This window comes from Alteromonas sp. MMG017, assembly GCF_018100795.1.
Classification (GTDB): Bacteria; Pseudomonadota; Gammaproteobacteria; order Enterobacterales; family Alteromonadaceae; genus Alteromonas.
In genome coordinates this window covers 423,725-442,949 of record NZ_JAGJDY010000003.1, presented here as the reverse complement: position 1 = coordinate 442,949, position 19,225 = coordinate 423,725, and the positions used below count along the sequence as shown (strand labels likewise).

Annotated in this window: 12 protein-coding genes; 8 read left to right on the top strand and 4 right to left on the bottom strand. The window is 43.2% G+C overall.

Features of this window, described 5'->3' with window-relative positions:
- Window positions 1-9: 9 nt before the first annotated feature.
- The 4 genes from J8L84_RS06545 (at window position 10) to J8L84_RS06530 (ending at window position 5,652) form a co-directional block, all read left to right on the top strand.
- Window positions 10-321 carry a 2Fe-2S iron-sulfur cluster-binding protein gene (locus tag J8L84_RS06545; protein WP_211069976.1) on the top strand — a complete coding sequence of 104 codons (312 nt, stop codon included), beginning with the start codon at window positions 10-12 and terminating at the stop codon, window positions 319-321.
- 3 nt (window positions 322-324) lie between these two features.
- A complete protein-coding gene (locus tag J8L84_RS06540) occupies window positions 325-1,710 on the top strand; it encodes an FAD-dependent oxidoreductase (protein ID WP_211069975.1) in 1,386 nt (461 codons plus the stop codon).
- Window positions 1,711-1,961: 251 nt separating this feature from the next.
- Complete coding sequence (locus J8L84_RS06535; protein ID WP_247670595.1) at window positions 1,962-4,625, top strand: CRTAC1 family protein; 2,664 nt, start codon at window positions 1,962-1,964, stop codon at window positions 4,623-4,625.
- Window positions 4,626-4,647: 22 nt separating this feature from the next.
- Complete coding sequence (locus J8L84_RS06530) at window positions 4,648-5,652, top strand: 6-bladed beta-propeller (RefSeq protein WP_211069974.1); 1,005 nt, start codon at window positions 4,648-4,650, stop codon at window positions 5,650-5,652.
- A gap of 112 nt (window positions 5,653-5,764) precedes the next feature.
- On the opposite strand, the gene J8L84_RS06525 is transcribed toward J8L84_RS06530, so the two are convergent.
- Window positions 5,765-6,538 (bottom strand): phytanoyl-CoA dioxygenase family protein, encoded by a 774-nt coding sequence (locus tag J8L84_RS06525; protein WP_211069973.1) that lies wholly within the window; start codon window positions 6,536-6,538, stop codon window positions 5,765-5,767.
- A 182-nt stretch (window positions 6,539-6,720) separates the two neighbouring features.
- Between J8L84_RS06525 and J8L84_RS06520 the strand changes: the two genes are divergently transcribed.
- Window positions 6,721-7,479: a helix-turn-helix domain-containing protein gene (locus J8L84_RS06520; protein WP_211069972.1), complete on the top strand. Its 759-nt coding sequence runs from the start codon at window positions 6,721-6,723 to the stop codon at window positions 7,477-7,479.
- A 56-nt stretch (window positions 7,480-7,535) separates the two neighbouring features.
- Here the strand turns inward: J8L84_RS06520 and J8L84_RS06515 are convergent, their stop codons facing one another.
- On the bottom strand, window positions 7,536-8,147 hold the full coding sequence (locus tag J8L84_RS06515) for a GntR family transcriptional regulator (RefSeq protein ID WP_211070045.1): 612 nt from the start codon (window positions 8,145-8,147) through the stop codon (window positions 7,536-7,538).
- A 212-nt stretch (window positions 8,148-8,359) separates the two neighbouring features.
- Between J8L84_RS06515 and J8L84_RS06510 the strand changes: the two genes are divergently transcribed.
- Window positions 8,360-10,684: a beta-galactosidase gene (locus J8L84_RS06510; protein ID WP_211069971.1), complete on the top strand. Its 2,325-nt coding sequence runs from the start codon at window positions 8,360-8,362 to the stop codon at window positions 10,682-10,684.
- A 345-nt stretch (window positions 10,685-11,029) separates the two neighbouring features.
- Here the strand turns inward: J8L84_RS06510 and J8L84_RS06505 are convergent, their stop codons facing one another.
- The gene (locus J8L84_RS06505) at window positions 11,030-13,321 is read right to left on the bottom strand and encodes a CRTAC1 family protein (RefSeq protein WP_247670594.1); all 2,292 of its coding nucleotides are present in this window, start codon (window positions 13,319-13,321) and stop codon (window positions 11,030-11,032) included.
- 183 nt (window positions 13,322-13,504) lie between these two features.
- Here J8L84_RS06505 and J8L84_RS06500 point away from each other — a divergent pair, with 183 nt between their 5' ends.
- Both J8L84_RS06500 and J8L84_RS06495 read left to right on the top strand, forming a co-directional pair.
- Entirely contained in the window at window positions 13,505-14,410 is a 906-nt protein-coding gene (locus J8L84_RS06500) for a family 16 glycosylhydrolase (RefSeq protein ID WP_211069970.1), read from the top strand.
- 117 nt (window positions 14,411-14,527) lie between these two features.
- On the top strand, window positions 14,528-16,693 hold the full coding sequence (locus J8L84_RS06495; RefSeq protein ID WP_211069969.1) for a cytochrome c3 family protein: 2,166 nt from the start codon (window positions 14,528-14,530) through the stop codon (window positions 16,691-16,693).
- 41 nt (window positions 16,694-16,734) lie between these two features.
- Here the strand turns inward: J8L84_RS06495 and J8L84_RS06490 are convergent, their stop codons facing one another.
- On the bottom strand, window positions 16,735-19,053 hold the full coding sequence (locus tag J8L84_RS06490; protein WP_211069968.1) for an agarase: 2,319 nt from the start codon (window positions 19,051-19,053) through the stop codon (window positions 16,735-16,737).
- Window positions 19,054-19,225: the final 172 nt, after the last annotated feature.

Below are 19,225 nucleotides of genomic sequence, written 5' to 3'. Positions count from 1 at the left end.
GAGAAGATAATGATCAAAGTAACATTCAATACTGCCGATGGCGAACAAATAGTCGCTGAAGGCACAGGCGGTTCTATGATGGAACTGGCCTTAGAAAACAATGTGCCTGGCATTGATGGTGATTGTGGGGGCGTGTGTTCTTGTGCTACCTGCCATGTCCATATTGCTCAAAATGACTTTGCCAAAGTGGGCGAGCCCAATGAGATTGAAAAGGACATGTTGGAATTAACCGATGACGTCTCAGGCACGAGTCGCCTTTGCTGTCAGGTGCCCTTATCAGAGGATATAGATGGCATTAGCGTGACTGTAGTAAGGGACTAGGTGATGACGTTTTTGGCTACTGCTGAAGAAAATTCAACGCAACAAACCTGCATTATTATTGGTGCAAGTCATGCAGGCGTGACGTGTGCTTTTGAATTGCGTAAACAAGGTTTCGCTGGGCGAATTCTCCTCGTTGATGGGGGGAAGCACCTTCCCTACCATCGACCTCCATTATCAAAAGCCTACTTGAGCGTGCCAGTGGGTGAACCTCCACCGAAGCTCAAGTCACAAGCCGCCTATACCAAGGCTAACATCGAACTGTTATTGGGTGTGAACGCTACCTATATCAGTACTGATAAGAAAGTGGTTTATGTTAAAAGCATTAGTGCACCTTTCGAGCAGCGTAAATTAGTATTTACTCATTTGGTTTTGGCTACAGGGGCTACACCAATCATTCCCCCTATTGATGGGCTTAACGGGTGTTTTGAAAACGCGAGAGAAAATACGCAAAACAATGTACTCGTGATGAGAAATGCCGATGACGCAATGGCACTGAAAGCATTAGTGAATAATCCAAATAAACCCATAGCTGATTTCCACACTGTTGTGATTGGCGCAGGTTATATAGGGCTTGAAGCCGCAGCATCACTTCGAAAAGCGGGAGCGCAAGTAACCGTGATTGAGCGAGAAAGTCGGCCACTGGCTAGAGTCGCTAGCGAAGAGATTTCACAATTTGTCGAAACCTTACATAGGCACCAAGGTGTTAATGTCATGTGCAATGAATCTGTTGTATCTGTCGCGCCGAGTGCTTCGCAAGTAAACCTAAAAAAAGAAGACACTGCGCAATATGACGTTGTGTGTAATAGCGGTAAACGCCTTCTTGTAGATTGTATATTAATTGGTGCTGGAGTTTGCATAAATACTGAGTTGGCGGCCAGTGCAAACTTGCAAATAGAGAAGTGCGCGATCCGCGTTGATGGTCGCATGCAAACAAGTAACGATATCATTTGGGCGATAGGTGATTGCACCGTATTTCCCCACCCTGAGTACGGAAACGATACACATATTGAATCGGTACAAAATGCTTTGGATCAAGCCAAAATTGCAGCCAAAAATATTACGCTAAAAACGAATCTAGATACTAATTGTAGAACCGACATAACGCCTTCAGCATACTGCGCCATACCTTGGTTTTGGTCAGATCAATTCGATATCAAATTGCAAATAGCAGGCCTCATGCAAAGCGCTGACACCCGTATTCTGCGAATAGATTCAGAGCATGCTCGTTCAATTTGGCATTTTAAAGGGGATACCTTGTGTTGCGTTGAGGCAATTAATTCTCCTAAAGCTTATGTGTTAGGCAGTAAATGGATTGCAGCCCATGCTGTTATAGACCCGCAAAAACTTATCGACCCTTCAATTGACTTAACCACGCTTAATTCTGACTAACAATTTATCGAAGTAGTTGACCAACCATCGCACTCACAGAATACGAGAGTGGGTGAAATTCTTGTCACTCCAATGTATATTGTAAATTGTAGACAATTTGTTTTAATGGAATAGCGTATACCTTCGATGAAAGGCAGTGATACTCGAAAGGCTGATTTTTAACCCAGAGACAACGAGATTGCTGAGCTGTTAGATAAAGGATGCAGACGCGTGACACCTGTTCACCGTTTATCAGTAAAGAGGCATGTAAGATGATCAAACAAAAATCAATAATGGCATTCGCGTTTTTTTGGGGGATGTGTGTACTGCATGGTTGTGGCACATCACAACCGACCACAGTCACCGCCAACAATCCCTTAGTGCTGACACCAGAAGCGCCAGTAGAGATTGTGGTTGTCGCCGATACACTCGGGCCTAAACGTATTACCTTTATCGTTGATAATCTTAAGTCTTACGCCAACCTTTCACTTTATCAGGGGACAAAATTACTCGCCGATAACCTTAATGTGCCAGTGCAAGGCGAGCAGGTGATTAGTGCGTTAGTCGATGTGGATCAAACGGGAGAAATCTCGCTGTCGCTGCGCACGTTAAATGCACAAATAAACATACTTTCTTGGCATATCGATGATGTGGAATTCGGTGATTTGCCACAGTTTGAAGATATTACCGAGACGGCGGGTTTAGACAAAGTAACGTCTTTGAAGTATGGCGGCCCAAGTGTTGCTGATCTTGATCAAGACGGAGACTACGATCTCGTACTTAATAATCATAACGCTGAAACCAGCAAGATATATTTGAACAACGGCGATGGCACTGTCGTTAAATATCACACTAACTTATCTCGTTGGTTTATGCAGGATTTACATGGTACGGCGCTCGGTGATTATGACCGAGACGGCGATTTAGATTTGTTGTTAAGCCGAGGCGGTGGGAATGGCAAAAACCCTTCGGTGTCTTATTTTTACCTTAACGATGATATCAACCTTGTGCGTTTTACCGGTGATGCAGGAATAAATAAAGGTGGTCGAGGTCGAGGGGCTCGCTGGATTGATATGGATTTAGATGGTGATCTCGACTTGTTCATCATGAATGAAACCAGCTTATACAAACAGTCACCGCAGCACCTATTTTTTGAAAACATGGGAAAGGGCCGATTTAACCAGCGCCGTGTGAAAGGCCTAGAAGATATTACCGCGTCCCGTACTTTGGTGACCGATTTTAACCGCGATGGTATAGACGATATCGTCATGTATAGCCCACTTTCTCTTTGGCAAGGCAACGGCGACTTTGGGTATGACAATGTTACTACAATGCTGCCCTTATCAGTGACTGACGCTGTAGGTGTCATGGCAATGACTGACATTGATATTGACAACGATGGGGACCTAGACCTTTATTTAGCCCGCGGTAAGAAATTTGAGCATGGTTTTGGTGAAAGTCCCTCCGTTGATTTCGACCCAGTTGAAAAGACCTTCGCAATAAAAACCCGTGGGTATAAAGGTATCGATGAATTCTCATTTAATGCTGAAAGCGAGATCACCTTAACCAATTATTATTTTCTCGGGCAGTCTGGCTTTAGAGGAAAAGACTATCCGGTCTTTCTTGGAAGTAATAAACAGCCTCATAGGGTGCCCTCAGGTGGAGAGTTTAGTTTTAATGCTTCTATGGCGCAGGGTTGGCCTTCTGAGCGCAATGCGAACGGTGTGTACTTGGGCCACACCGGTAAAGGTAAATGGAAAGCTGAGCTGGTAAGAAACGGCAATATATTTTGGTCTTACTTCTTTACGCTCAAAGGTATAGATGAGGCCAATACGGCATTTGAGCCAGATAATCGAAATGAGCAGGATATCCTCCTTGAAAACAGAAACGGGCAATTTGTGGATGTTTCTAACCAGTGGCAAATACCAGTAGGCGGCAACGCATTAGGCGTAACAACAGGGGATTTTAATAACGATGGTTTTCAGGATCTCTTTGTGTACCGATGGGGGCGCGTAGACAGGCGTATTGCCGACAACATGTTTCTTAATACCGGTAAGGGTTACTTTGAGACTACGACCATGCATGGCGCTAGTGACCATGGGGGCCCTGGCTTTGGAGACATGGGACAAGCCTTTGATTTCGATTTAGATGGAAAGGTAGATTTACTATCTGGCAGTGAACATGGCTATTGGAATTTATACCGCAACACTTCCAAAAATGCAGGAAGGCATACCCTTGTTAAGGTAGGTTACTCACCCAATGAGCAGGTAGACGCCTTAGGCGCACATGTGGAAGTTGAAACATCTGAAGGAAAACAGTTTCGGCGAATTGGTTCAGCTGGTGAAATATTCTCCCAAAGCTTCCTCAACATTGTTCATTTTGGCGTGGGTACTGCTCAACAGATAGAACAAATAACCGTGCGCTGGCGAAATGGCGAAACACAGAAAATTTTGCATCCAGACATTAATAAGCGCGTAAATTTCGGTCTTGCCAAACCATCAATATCCTCAGTACATCCAGTAGTGCATCAACTTGAAGAACCCCATTCAAACTCTGACGCTGCACAGGCTCCTTTCATCAAAATTAAAGGTAAAAGTGCACTTGCCAAGCTAGGGATTGCGATTGGCGAGCCAATAGCGCTAACGGCTGATTACCATGCTGGCGGGCAGCACCAAGTAATAGCCGCCGATGAAGGTGGGGTACAATTTTGGTTGCGTCACCAAACGTCGAGTCATGTTCCAGTAGAAGACCGCGTTGTAGTAGATGATAACGCACTATACAGCAGAAAAGGTAAAGCAACCGCACGCATTCAAACGACGGGCTTAGCGCCAACATCATTGTTGCCCGAAGGGCATTTCTACACCTTGCGCGCCATTTTTACTTCAAGTGACGGAAAGATGTACGAAGACGCATTGGGCGAAGTCATTCTGTATTAAATTATCGAGAAGGAGATAAACCTTGCTAGGACAAAACGATTGGACTTATCAAATTGATGAGATGTGGGGCGAACAAAATCCTGCGAAACCCAAACCTGAAAATGCGCATGCGTTAGCGTTTTTAGACGATAGGCTTTTACTGGTTACTGATAATCTCGACCACAATGTTATTGAATACGATAGTAACGGAAAAGTGATTGATGCATGGGGTAAGCAATGGCCAGGCGCTCATGGCATCAAAGTAGTGCCTGATGGCGACAGTACCGCCATTTTTATCGTTGATAGCGGCTGGGTATTAAACAGTAAGTGGGACGGTACAAGTTACGATAAATGGGACTCACCGTTTAATAAAATGCGCCAGCAAGCTGGTTCTGTAGCCAAGCTAGATAAAGATGGAAAGGTGCTGTTTTCCATAGGGCACCCTCAAACAGTGGGGGCCTATCGTGATGGCATGCCATTTAATCCAACCGATATGGTGGTTACCGAAACCGGCGACTTTTATGTTGTAGACGGATACGGCAGTGACTACATCTTGCACTATGATAAGCATGGACGTTACTTACAAAAGTTTGGAAAAGAGAATGCCAATAGTGCTGAAAATATCAATAACGGACATGGCATTACGCTAGATTACCGAGGTGAGACGCCTTTATTGTTGGTGAGTTCAAGAGCTGACCACTGCCTGAAATGGTATACTCTCTATGGTGAGTTTATACGTACCCTACACGTACCCGGGGCATTTATTCATGCGCCTCTTTTTAATGGCCAGCATATGATAGCTGCAGTATGTTGGACAGGCGACACTTCAGCTCCTGAATTGAACTCAGGTGTGATATGTATCTTTGATGAGAACGAGACTTTGGTATCGGTTTTAGGCGGTGAGCTGCCTGAGCATGGCGCGCCGGTAAGAAGCGATAAAAAACACTTCTATCATTGTCATGGACTCGAGCAAGATAAAGACGGTAATTTATATTTAGCACAGTGGAAGGCGGATGCAATGCATCCCATACGTTTACTCAAATGCTAGCATGACGGGGAGTTAAGCAAACGTTTTAAGTAAACGTTTGCTTATCACTTTGTTAGAACGGATTGACTGTGCCAAGGCTTATATCAAGGCTAAGGCGTAGTCTGGCTAAGTATTAAAGTGACGCGATGTCAGGCCATAACGCAATAGCGTCATCATCAATCTTATCTAATGGTCTATACACGAGTGAATTTTCCTTAAAAGGTTTAGCTGATTCGGCGCAGTAGGCGGCAATCATCACCCACCTTGGATCTTTAGATTTATTTTGATTTGATTTGTGCAGTAAATTGCAATGAAAGAACAAGGTATCTCCGGGCTCAAGCTCAACATTGACCAGCTCTAAATGTTTTAGTGCCTCGTCTACAAAGGTCATGTCAGCCCCTTTTTGGTCTCCAGTTTTTGTATGATTGATTCGGCCGATATGATGAGACCCTTTTAACACCTGAAGGCAGCCATTTTCAATCGTTGCACGGTTAATCGCTATCATGCAGCTAACTAACTTGGGGTACAGATGGTAATTATCATTCGCCCAGTAACCATAGTCTTGATGCCATTCCCACGCGCCACCTACAAAAGGTTCTTTCATCATAATTTTAGTTGTGGTGTGAAACACAGGTTCTTGCAGTATGTCTTCAGCAGCATCAGCAAGGCGTTTACCGCGAGAAAACATGGAGTAAAAATCATCCCCAAGTTCTTGCCACAAACACACTTTACTCACCGTGCCTGAAGCATCTTTTTTGTCCCACGCTTTGTCATAAAGACCATCATCATTGAAAACGGTATCTTGCAATTTTTCAATTTCTTGTTGGCTGTAGTACCTACGAGCAATTACGTATCCGTCGCGGTGAAAATCAGAAATTTGCTGCGGTGATAAGTTTATTTGACTCATTTTTTGCCTCTAATACTATGTGTTTAATGTTGACAATATTGAGTAAAATTGGCATTAATGCAATGGGTAATTCATATAAAAATATGGCTTTTATATATGAATTAATAAGTCCATTGTTTTACATGGTTTCAAGACACAAAAATTATTTTTAATTCACTGGTAAATAACAGCAGGGAAAAGTTATGGAAAAGCAAAAGTACGCCGTTCCAGCATTAGATAAGTGCTTTGAGATTATGGAGTTTTTAGCCAGTTCTGGTAAGGCTAGTACGCAAGCGGAAATAGCCAAAGGTATCAGTCGCAGTACGAACCAAATTTATCGTATTTTAGTAAATTTAACGGAAAATGGTTACTTAACGAGAGATGAATTTAATGGCAAATATGCATTGTCATTCAAACTATATAATCTTTCCCGTTCTATCTCTCCATTAGATGAAATACGTAAACAAGCGCTGCCCTTAATGGAAGATCTTGCTGTACGATGTCATTTGTCCTGCCAGCTTTTTGTTTTGTATCAAAGCCAAACTATGGTGTTAGTGCAGGCTAAAAGCCCATACAGTGTTTCTCTCAACTACGCTGAAGGAAGTCGTTTTTCTTCACTTATATCGAACCCTGGTAATGTACTGCTCGCCCACAGCAATAAGGATGTGCAACAAATGATTTTACGAAATGAGCCAAGTTGGCAAACATTTTCAGAGAAAGAAAAGCGAGCGTTTGGCAATAAACTAGACACCATCGCCGAGGCGAAGCAATTGGATGCGTCGAGCCAACATATTTTAGGCATTAGAGAGTCAGTATGCTTAGTGGGGCAGCATGAGGGTAAACAAATTGCTGCGTTGATGATAAGCCACTTGAGCCATGTTAACGAAGTGACTGATAATCGAGAAAACCTGACTTTACTTCGAGAAACGGCGAACCGGCTCACCACTAATTTGGGCCTATAAATACGATAAACATGAGTGAACAATCCCTAAACGAGGTTATTTGTCCATTGTTTGCACTATTTTATATTCTTACGTATTGCCGCGACAGCTTGTTTAACATCACCTAATTTGAATGCCTCAACAATATCACGATGCTCCTCTACCAGCTTGCTAGAGGTTTTGATGCGCTGATAATTCATCCGCATTCTGATCACAATGGGATACCAAAGGTTAAACAAGTTTTCTCCTCCTGCGAGCTCGATAAAATACTGATGAAACGCAATATCAGCTTTGGTAAGTTCTGTATATTCTTGCTTTTCAAAATGCTCTTGCATGTTATCGATGAGAATATCCATATGGGCAATCTGTTCTGCGCTTGCACTTCCAATGACCTCTTTTGCCGCGAATTCTTCAATTCTCTTTCTGAGGTCGATACTGAGCTTTTGTAATTCAGGAGAAAGGGGGCTATTAACCGATGCACCCACATTGCTTTTACTAATTAGTAACCCTTCTTTGGTCAATTTTAATATGACATCTCTAATAGGCCCTCGTGATACTTCAAAACGTTCAGCCAACTGGATCTCGTTCAGTTTCGTGTTCGATGCGAGTTCTCCAGAGATGATATCTGAGCGCAACACATCTGCAATTTGGTCCCGAACAGAAAGAATCTTGTTTTTCATAAACCTCATCATAATTAAAAGTAGTAGGAGTAATGGTAAATTGTTAACTTTATTATGTGGAATGTCCAGTTTTTGAGGCGTTGGGGCTAGTATTTGCAGAAAATTTACAGTGAAATAGCTTTTACTATGGTAAATAGGATTTATTTATATTGTTAACAGTTTAATGTTTAACCTGATGTGGGTATACTGATTTCAATTGTTAACAAAGTGTGAGATATAGGATGAATAAAACAGCAATAGCTTTGGCGCTTTCTCTCAGCTTACTGGGATGTCAAAAATCAGAAGAGGCGCCTACGTTTACTGCCAGCAAATCTGACTCAATTGAAGCTAGCGCTTCATTGTCAAAAGAGCAGCCTCTAATACAGCTGACCAAAGAGATCATCGACTCTCAGGTAGAACTGGTGAACGCAAAGGCTAACTTTACAAGTCGCGGTATGAAGGTCACGTTGTTAGCCAAGGACAATCCTAATTCAGGGGTCAATATAAAGCCCAGTGAACCTTGGGACTTGAGTGAATTTGACGACTTTAACCTTGCAATGGATATTGAAAACCCTGGGCCCCATTCGGTACAGCTGTTTTTAAATATTACCGATATAGATGGTGCCACTTATACGCGAAGTGTGGCCGTTCCTGTGGGCGAAAAAGCAACATATTACGCTAAGATGCGCGGTCATGATCTTGCTACCCCTGATGGCGATGTGAACCAAGAGCTCAATTTTTTATCTGGCTTACGCTCTAACCCTGAAACATGGGAGTCTGGTGATGTGCAGTTTATCTCGATGTGGGGGAAGAAAAATCTAAACCTTAAAGGCATTACCGAAATCAGTTTATCGGTACAGAGTGCGTTATTCGACAAGCATATTGAGCTTAGCAATATTCGCCTGCGACCAAATCCTGAGATGAATACCGACTTCTTGACGAAGATTGTAGACAAGTATGGTCAAAATGCCACCGTTGAGTTTCCAGGTAAAATCCACTCTCAAGAAGAGCTTATTCAAGCTAGAGAGACGGAAGCAAAGCAACTTGATAATAAACTCATGCCAGACCGCTCTCGATTCGGTGGATACAAAGAGGGGCCAAAGTTAGGGGCTACGGGGTACTTTAGAACCGAAAAGATCGACGGTAAATGGGCGATGGTTGACCCAGAAGGCTACCTTTATTTTGCAACAGGTTTAGATATTATAAGGCTGTCTAATACGTCGACTATGACAGGTTATGGGTTTGACGATGGATTAGTTGACCTCGGCGGTGATGGTGTAACTCCAGAAGATTCTAAAGGGCTAAATCGAGTAAATGACGAAGCCATACCCAGCAGACACATAGTGTCTGATGTTAGAGCGAATATGTTCAACTGGCTACCAAGCTACGACGAGCCATTAGGTAAGTGGTTTGGGTATCGTGCTAGTGCACACTCTGGGCCAGTTAAAAAAGGCGAAACCTTTAGCTTTTATGCGTCCAATTTAGAGCGCAAATACGGTGAGCAAGACCCCTTAGAAGCTTGGGAACAAGTTACGTTAAAACGGATGAAGAATTGGGGTTTTAGTTCATTAGGAAACTGGACTGATCCTCGTTTTTACCAAAATAATGAAGTGCCTTACTTCGCTAACGGTTGGATCATTGGTGATTTTAAAACGGTATCTAGTGGTAACGACTTTTGGTCACCACTACCAGATGTGTTCGACCCTGAGTTTGCTAGAAGAGCCGATGTTACCGCCTCTAATGTGGCTGAACAGGTCAACAATAGTCCTTGGTGTGTAGGGGTATTTATTGACAACGAAAAGAGCTTTGGGCGCAGTGAAAGTAATGAAGCGCGTTACGGCATCGTCATCAATACGTTAACGCGAGACGGCAAAGACGTACCAACGAAAGCTGCATTTACAGGGTTAATGAAGAAAAAGTACGGCAGTATTTCAGCACTAAACGCGGCTTGGGGAACTAAGATTGCCTCTTGGGGGGCTTTCAATGCGGGTATAGATTCCAGTATTCGAAATGAAGTACAACTGGCCGATTACAGTGAAATGCTGTTTCACTACGGGGAAAAGTATTTTAGCGTAGTGAATGCAGCTTTAGATAAACACATGCCTAATCATATGTATTTAGGCGCGCGCTTTCCAAGTTGGGGCAAACCAATGGAGATTGTTGAGGCTGCTGCTAAGCACGTTGATGTGATGTCGTACAATGTTTACAAAGAGGGTATTCATCCGAAATCGTGGGAATTCCTCCAAGACATTGATATGCCCAGTATCATTGGTGAGTTTCATATGGGCGCGCGTGACAATGGTTTATTCCACCCAGGCTTAATACAGGCTGCGACTCAAGAAGATCGCGCACAAATGTACATAGACTACATGCACTCAGTAATCGATAACCCTTACTTTGTTGGCGCGCATTGGTTCCAGTACATGGACTCGCCCATTACCGGCCGAGCGTATGATGGTGAAAACTACAATGTGGGATTTGTTAACGTAGCTGATACGCCCTATGCGCCTATGATTAAAGCGGCTAAAGAGGTTAATAGTAAAATGTATCCACGCAGATTTAAATAATCTACAGCCATACATCACGAGCCAACAGCCTTAACAGCGAAACCCGTAGATAGCAAAACTTCATGTAGCTAACGGGTTTCAAACGCCCTAGTAGGCTCGTTATTCATAGCTTGGCCTTGTCTATACAAGGCCAAGCTTTTTTATACGTGTTAATTGCGTGAAAGCGGTATAGGTATTACTTAAGCAAAATAAGTGAATTGCAGAGTGAACAGATAGGCTTAAGTGTATTTTTAATGTGTTGGGTAGAGCTTGGTGGGGTATTTGGGTTATACGATTTCAATGGGTAGAGAAGTGTCATTACATAAAGCGAAGCATTCACTTTATGTAATGACATGAAAAGTAAAATTAATCCGTGGTATAGCGTTTATTGGCGGTAAGGTTTTTCAGTTCAATCTCCTCGCCATTTCGCCACCTTATAGTGGCGGAAGTGATGTGTGTATCGACTCCTAAACCGAAATGCACGATATCCATTAAGCTTTGAGAATGTACTTCACCGGCTGAACCCACTCGCTTTTGATAGGTTTTACCTGATCCTGTCTTAATACTCACAAGTGCGGAGTATGGGTCGACGTTGTCTTTGGGGCTGTAGTTAACATCAATCAGAATATAGTTATTTGCGGTATCTGATTGGTTTTTGTAAAGATACCAAGCACCTTCCTCTTCGCTTCCATTGAGCAAATCAACCTGTCCATCATTGTTAAAATCAAACGCCTGACCCATATCGCCGTGACCTGTATCGGTTATGGCCGATGCTCCGTGTGTCATCAAGTTTTCAAAGCGGCCTTTACCATTATTTAGCAGCATCAAGTCAGCAACTCTCTCAGCCAAAAATCCGTAACGGTATAAGAATAAATCTTGCCACCCATCATTATTAAAATCTCCACGGGTGACACCCCAGTGATTTCCGCCAAGTGGAATATTCCAATCCGAAGTACGGTCAACAAAAAAGTCACTACGGTTAACTAATAAGAGGTCTTGAACGTTCCTATTATTGGGCTCCCAATCATACTTAATGTCTTGAAGTCCAGTCAGTGAAAAGGAAACCTTCCAATAAATATTTCTATCTCTGACCCACTCAGCCTGCCATTGGTTATTGCCTAAATAGCCGATATACAGGCCATTGACTTTACGCTCCTCGGGCCATCCCACAGCATCATTGTTATTAATCGTAAGTTCTGATGGCGCAGTGCGCATTTCCATGGGTCGTTGAGAGGGCATAAAGCCTTTAGCGTTTACCACCATTCGCTTTTTGTTCTCACCTAAGAATATAGCAAAGCCCTCATTGTACTGACGGTAAGTAAGGTCTAAGTCAGCTAATACGATGGCATCATCGGCGGTAAAAGACACGGCAGTGCTACCCATTTCGCCATCATCACGAATGTCGAGGCGGGTGGTTTTTGGATTGAAATCAATAGACTTTCTAGAAATTTGATAATGTGTTCGGCTGCCTGCAAAGTATAAATCTAGTAAGCCATCATTATTTACATCAATATCGGTAGCCGCATAGTATCCCATTTTCCCCTGAAGACTCGGAGGAAGCTTAGTCGCGGTAACGTCTGTATAACTGAAATCGCCGTTGCCTTCCCATAAGGTAATGGGTGAGAACATGACAAAATCATCAATGCCGTCGTGGTTAAAATCGGTGACTAAAACACGTTCACCAGCAGCATCTTCTAGCCCTTTTACCCGCTGCTGACTGAAGGTGCTATCGCCATTATTTTTGAAAAAGTACTGAACGGGGTTTTTACTGAAGGGGGTAGGCGCATTGAATAAGGCGACGTCAAGATCACCATCTAAATCCATATCAACCCAACGTGGAGAGCGCCCACGAGCTGGGGTAAGGATACCAGCTTGTGCTGATACATTGGTGAAGGTTTGCTTGTCATTATTAAGTAAAATATACGAGGTAGGGTTGGTACCGTTGGCGCCGCCTTGTGCCACCATAATATCCAAATCACCATCGTTGTCGTAGTCGCCCACAGACGAACCGTGAAAATCTAGCGGGTAGTCAAATAGGCGCTCCAATTTAACAGGATCATCACCATTGTAGGTGACTAATTGAGTGGGTACATGATTGTGATTATTTAACACATAATCGTAGTCTCCATCCGCATCAATATCGCCTATTGCGGGCCCACCATATTTGTAACTTATCTCGGTTTCTAATTGGTACTGTTGTGAAGCGTCGACGAAACTTGGCGTCTTCAAATCTCGAACGTCTTCAAAATTAACAGTGTTAATCGCAATGTCGTTGCTTCGGCGAACGAAGGTTAGGGTATGTTGCCCCAGTGTCTTAAAATCAACCAAAACATTTAGGTTATGACTTCCTTTTGCGGGAATGTCTAGATTGTCTACCACCACACGTTGTCCATCCATGATGGTGAGCTGGGCATAATTTGCATCGATTTCTACAGAAAGGTTAAGGCGTTTTAAGGCGCTGCCGGTAACATCGTAATCTAAAGTGAAATCTTGGGAATTAGTCAGTATTACCGGTTTATCTAGGCGCTTTTGAAACTCACTAGCAGCATATACACTAGTTTCATTACTGGCCATATTTTCGCAACCAGCTAATAATCCCATACAAATACCGCCACATGCCATGTAAAAGTAATAGGGCTTTTTCTTGCTAAGCAACATATTAGGTTTCCAACTTTTTAACTAAAAAAGTAAATCGTTATTTCATATTTACCATAAAATTGTTAACATTTAAACTTATTGTTAACAAAGTGTGGGCACTGGTCATTCGTGGAACGCTTTCATTATGTAAGCTTTTTGACGAAAGAATGACGTGTGTATTTACGCAAAGGTAGGCGGGTGATAATGAGTTCTATGAAAAAAATGGTCTATATATTTGTGGCTGTTTCAACAGCTGTTGCAGCGATTCCTTTCATCAGCAAGGCCACTGAAAAAAGTTTTAATGTTGATGAAGCAAGCCCATTAATGCCATCGTTTGTCGCATTCGAAGATACAACGCCCGCCGGTATGGCATGGCAAAAAGTTGACGCACTTTCCGATGAGTTTAATCAGTCGTGGGACGCGTCAAAATGGAAAAGATCCAATTGGAATTATTCTGACACTCCTGTGAATATGGTTGATACAAACTCAGGGGTGAAGAATGGCTACCTTTGGATTAGTGCTACGCTGGATGATTCAATAGAAGAAAGCTGGTTTAAAACGTCACGGGTACATTCTAAAGCGAAAATTAGCTTTCCTATGTACACAGAAACACGTTTGAAAGTAGCCCATATAGCGGCTTACAACACTTTTTGGTTGAACAATGGTGATGCGGATAATCGAGATGAAATTGATATTATTGAAATTAATTCTGATCCAGCTTGTGGGGAAAATAATGAGTATCCTTGGCAGATGAATTCTCAGTATTTTATTGTTAAAAATGGAGAAACAGAGCGCAATAAAGGGCCTTGGAGCACGAAAAAATTATCGGATGCCAATACCCGTAAAGGCGTGACGTGGAACCAGGACTATCATGTATTTGGCGCATGGTGGAAAGATGAACACAATGTACAGTTTTACCTGAATGGGGAACCGGCGGGTCATGTAGTGAGCAGTCAGCCTTTCACGTTAAAGCAAGAGCTGATTTGGGATCTCTGGACGCAAGACAGTTCTTGGGTTTGCGGCCTGCCAGAAAAAGAAGACTTACTAGACCATAAGCGCAATACAATGAAGGTTGACTGGGTAAGGACATGGAAGTTAGTGTCCAAATAAATGAGCAGAAAACTTGCAGCCTAAATAAATACCTTTACGGTAAGCTTGCGTTAAACTATCAATGCAAAAAGCTGCTTCATTTTCAGCTATTAGTAAAACTATAACCGTCGAGCCCTAATGAAGTATTTTACGTTTTATTGCTTATTCATACTTAGCCTGCTGTTACTTTCACCCTTATCCGCAAAGGGAAATACAAACTGCATTGGTTGTCACCAGCAAGCCGTGTCTAACTGGCAACAATCTGATCATGCGAAAGCCATGGATGTAGCAGAAACACACACTGTGTTAGGCGACTTTTCAGGTGTGGAAGTTACCCACTATACCCAAGTTGCTAAATTCTACCGAAAAGACCAAGGCTTCTATATCCACTTTACAGAAGCTGGGAAAAGTACTCAGTATCGCGTGAAGTACACCTTCGGACATTATCCATTACAGCAATATTTGATTGAAGGAACTGACGGAAAAGTCCAAGTGTTCCCTTTCGCTTGGGATTCCCGAGTTGCAGAGGATGGCGGGCAAAAGTGGTTTCCTATGTATGAACAGGAAGATATCCAGCCAGCCGATCGACTGCATTGGTTACAGCCACTGCAAAATTGGAATGGTATGTGTGCCGATTGCCATTCAGATGGTTTAACCCGTAATTACGACGTTGAACACAATCAATTTGACACCAAATGGGACAACATTAATGTGGGCTGTCAGTCATGTCACGGTAAAATGCCCGACCACGCTGAAACTGCCTCATCAGGTCAGCTGTCTTTGTCGTTAGGCGAACAAAAAGCTATAGGGCAGTGGCTGTTAGATGACGGAGAAAAAATTGCTTCTTGGCATGGAGAGCCCAGAGATAACACCTTTATGGAAACGTGCTTTGCCTGCCACTCATTACGCACGCCAATCACTGATGGAATAACGCCGAATGTCGCCTTTCTCGATCAGTTTTTGCCATCGCTGTTAGCCCCCCCTATGTATCATGCAGATGGCCAAATTAAAGAAGAGGTGTACGTTTACGGTTCTTTTTTACAAAGTAAAATGTATGCCGCGGGCGTTAATTGTCTCGATTGTCATGACAAACATACGATGAAAATTAAAGTAGAGGGTAACGGGCTATGTTTGCAATGTCATAGCGCGGAGGTTTATCAGCAACCTAGCCATATTCGTCATGAGATTGATTCATCGGCGGGGCAGTGTGTGAGTTGTCATATGCCAGAGACAACGTATATGGGCGTGGATGCTCGTCGTGATCACAGTTTTAAGGTTCCACGTCCTGACCTCAGTATTAAGTACGACACGCCGAATGCATGTAACGGATGCCACCTTTCTGAAACACCAAGTTGGGCTGTAGATATTATTACGCAATGGCGTGGTGCGTCTGTATTTTCAGCATCTCAGGGTGAAGATTTTCTTGCGCTTATGCATGAAGGACGCTTACCGGTATCCGCGCACTTTGCCCTTATTAATAACGCGGAACTCAGTGAAATAGTGCGTGCCAGCGCGATAGCGATGTTACCAAGCAGTGTTGCCGAACTTACTGACAAGGATATAAAAGCGTGGGTAAATTCACAGCATGATCTTATTCGGTTCGCCGTTGCTGGTGTAGGGCAACTACTACCAGTAAAAGAGCGTTTAAAATCTTATCGAACACTGTTAGATGACAAGTTAACGGCGGTGCGACTGACCGCAGCCAATCATTTGCTGGATGCGGGTTTAAGCCACAACGACAGTTTCAAAAATGCATTGCAGATATTATTAAATGCTAATGAAGTCTCAATGTGGCGTGGGGAGTCTGCGCTTAACCAAAGTATGGTATACCTGCAATTAGGTAAGTTTAAAGACACGGTGAAAACGTTACAGCATGGTATTAACGTTGACCCATACTTTGTGCCGAACTATGTAAATTTAGCCGATGTGTATCGCAATACCGGGGAAGGAAGCAAAGAAAGCCTGATCCTCGAAAAAGGCTTAAAAGCGAACCCTACGTCGGCGGTTTTGCACTACGCCCAAGGTATGTCTCTTATACGCCAACAGAAAAAGCCAGATTCTATTCAAGCATTTCGTCAGGCGGTTAAATTAGCACCTGAAAATGTACAGTACGTATATGTATATTTCCTAGCCTTGGATGGCACTGGACAAACGCCACTAGCCCTACGGGAGCTGAAGCTGGCTTTAAGTCGCTACCAATATCATCCACAATTACAGCAGTTGGGTTTCAATTTCGCACAGAAAATGAATGATCTTGAAGCTCTTGCGTATTTTCAGAATATAGCAAGAAAAACGGCAAGGTAACTTGCCGTTTTAGAAAAACATATAACCTTCACTATTTAAGCTTATCGCTGATTAAATCTTGCTGGATATAAGGTGGTGTTAAATTCTCTTGCGGCGTTTACGATTTCTGTATAGGGGATATCTGTAACAGAAACAAAGCCTACGTTATAGTTCTCTCCGTCAAATGCTCGACCACTAATAGGTGAGTCTACATATTGGAACCAGTGAGCGCCTACCATGTTAGGATGGTCGACCACAGACTGCATATACTGCTGATACATTTTAGCCCGATCTTTTTGGTCGGTGGCGGCAACCAGGCCTGGGTGAAATAAACCCGAGTCAGTATTGGTTCCTATATGAAATTCGCCGATAATACTTGGCAGGTCTATATCTTCAATAAAGCGCCATTGTGAAGGTTGTACGCCCTCTTTGTAAATATTAAAACTAAGTACATCGCTGTATCGTGTGGCTGCGCTAATCGTTTCATCTGGCATGCCCCAGCTGGCCATACGTGCGCCCATATATAGGTGCTGTGGTAACGCCGTTTCAAGTGCATCATGTACTACTTTAAAGTATTGCTCAGATAGCATTTCAAGCATCATAGACAAATCCTTCTCGAGCGCAGCTGTAGGTTCTTGTGGCTGCCACGCATTATTCAGCGCTTGCCATGAGGTGAATGAGGTGCCCCAACCTTGATTCAGTGTGTTCAATGATGAGTATTTTTGTTTTAACGCGTCAACAAACGCCTTTTTTGCAGGGCTTTCGTCAATGGGGTGAGATAGTGCATCTAAAATAAGCCCGTAGCGTTGTTCAAGAGTACCTTCTGTTCGACCCCAACTTTTTTCATTATCGACAAAAATTCCGATGCACCATGGTGAAGATTGTATTTCTTTTGCTATTTGATTGATGGTGACTTGTGCTCGACGTACAAATTCTGGGTCGAAGGAGTCGGGCATTGAGGCCCAAACATCATGGACAGAACTGAGGGTTTTGAAGTCGCCGATAATCCATCCATTGGCAAAATACGGAACTTGCTCATTAGGGTAAAAGGCGGGATCCACCCAGTTCCCCATAGACGTAAATCCCCAGTCTTGAAACCGGTCTAGGGTAACTTTTTGCCACTTGTCTTCGTATGCTCTTGGGCTTGATTCACCGTATCTGCGTTCTAAATTTGCGCGATAGAAACTAAAGGTTTCCCCTGAAGTTAATGGTCCTGCGTGCACTGAACGCCTATAGCTATAATGGTCAGCTAAGGCGTCGTCGTAGGAGGGGAGCCAAGAAAACATCTCGTGGCGTACATCAGAAGCGATATAACGAGTATCCCGTACCGCATCTGAAACGTTCACTATACCCATAGAATCTTCAGGCGTTACTGCTTCTGGGTCTACATAGCGCACCGATTCATCTTTAAAATCAACGCCTGTTAGTGTGGTTAAGTTTGCCATACGAACGTTCGCTAACCCGTTGGAGAAAAAGAGGTAGCCATCTGGGTCAACCAACCACCATTTACCCTGCATTTTATGAGTACGAAAATAGCCCGTAGCTTCTAGTTTTGGGCCCGCTTTCCAACCTCCGAAACGCGAGCGATCGGGCAGTGGTCCTGACGCATCTAACCGGGTTAACTCTTCGTTGGCTTTTTCTTTTAGCTCTGCGTCGGAATGAATTTTTAAGGGAAAGTCACGTTTAGCGTTTTGCCCAAATTTATCAACGATGTTTTGACGATACTCATCGCCATAGTCAGGGTTCTCTCGTAGCCTTAGATTATCAATAGTAAGGCGCTTACTTACCATATTCCCCCGAGTATATAGACGGATAGCCTCAACCGAGCTTAGATCAAGCTTGATGCTGCCTATGCGAAAATGTGCCATTTGCTCGTTACTCTCCCACGCCTCCATTCGAGAGCGCTTGTAACCTAGGTCCGTATCTAGAACTTTACCATTTAGGACAAAATAGTAGGTGGATGTAGAGCCCGGGGGAATGATGACACTATGGCTAGCCTGATTTCCGCTTTCTGTCATCACACCAATATAAAGTTGGATAGATTCGTCTTCAGGGTTAGTCGCTTCAAACGCCAAATTGATTTCTTTATGGATACTCCAATCCCAGTTTTTCTCTGGAATAAGTTTGACCGATGCTTCAGCAACGTCTCCTTCAAAGTTTACTTGCAACGCCTTCTCACTTTCAGACGACATTGGTTGCACGGTGGCCGATGCGAATTCTGTTTCTATTTTGCCATTTATTGGCTCATCAAAACTATAGAGGTTGTCTATAACATTCTGAGTACTAGATGAAGGTAAAGCGGTTTGATTTTTTTGAGTATTGCAAGCGGTTAAGCTCAAACAAGCCACCGCAACTGCCATGGAGATACTATGAATTTTCATCGTTAAATTTCACCTTATTGTTTACAGTATATTGTTAACAATAAGTAAAGCAGAGTTTAACTTTTATAGCAATTGTTACCTACATGGTGTTCAGTATCCCGAACGAGTTTTTGATGGTGTTTGCGATAAGTTGGCTGATACTAAGGTAGTGCTCGTAAAAGTTACTTCTTTT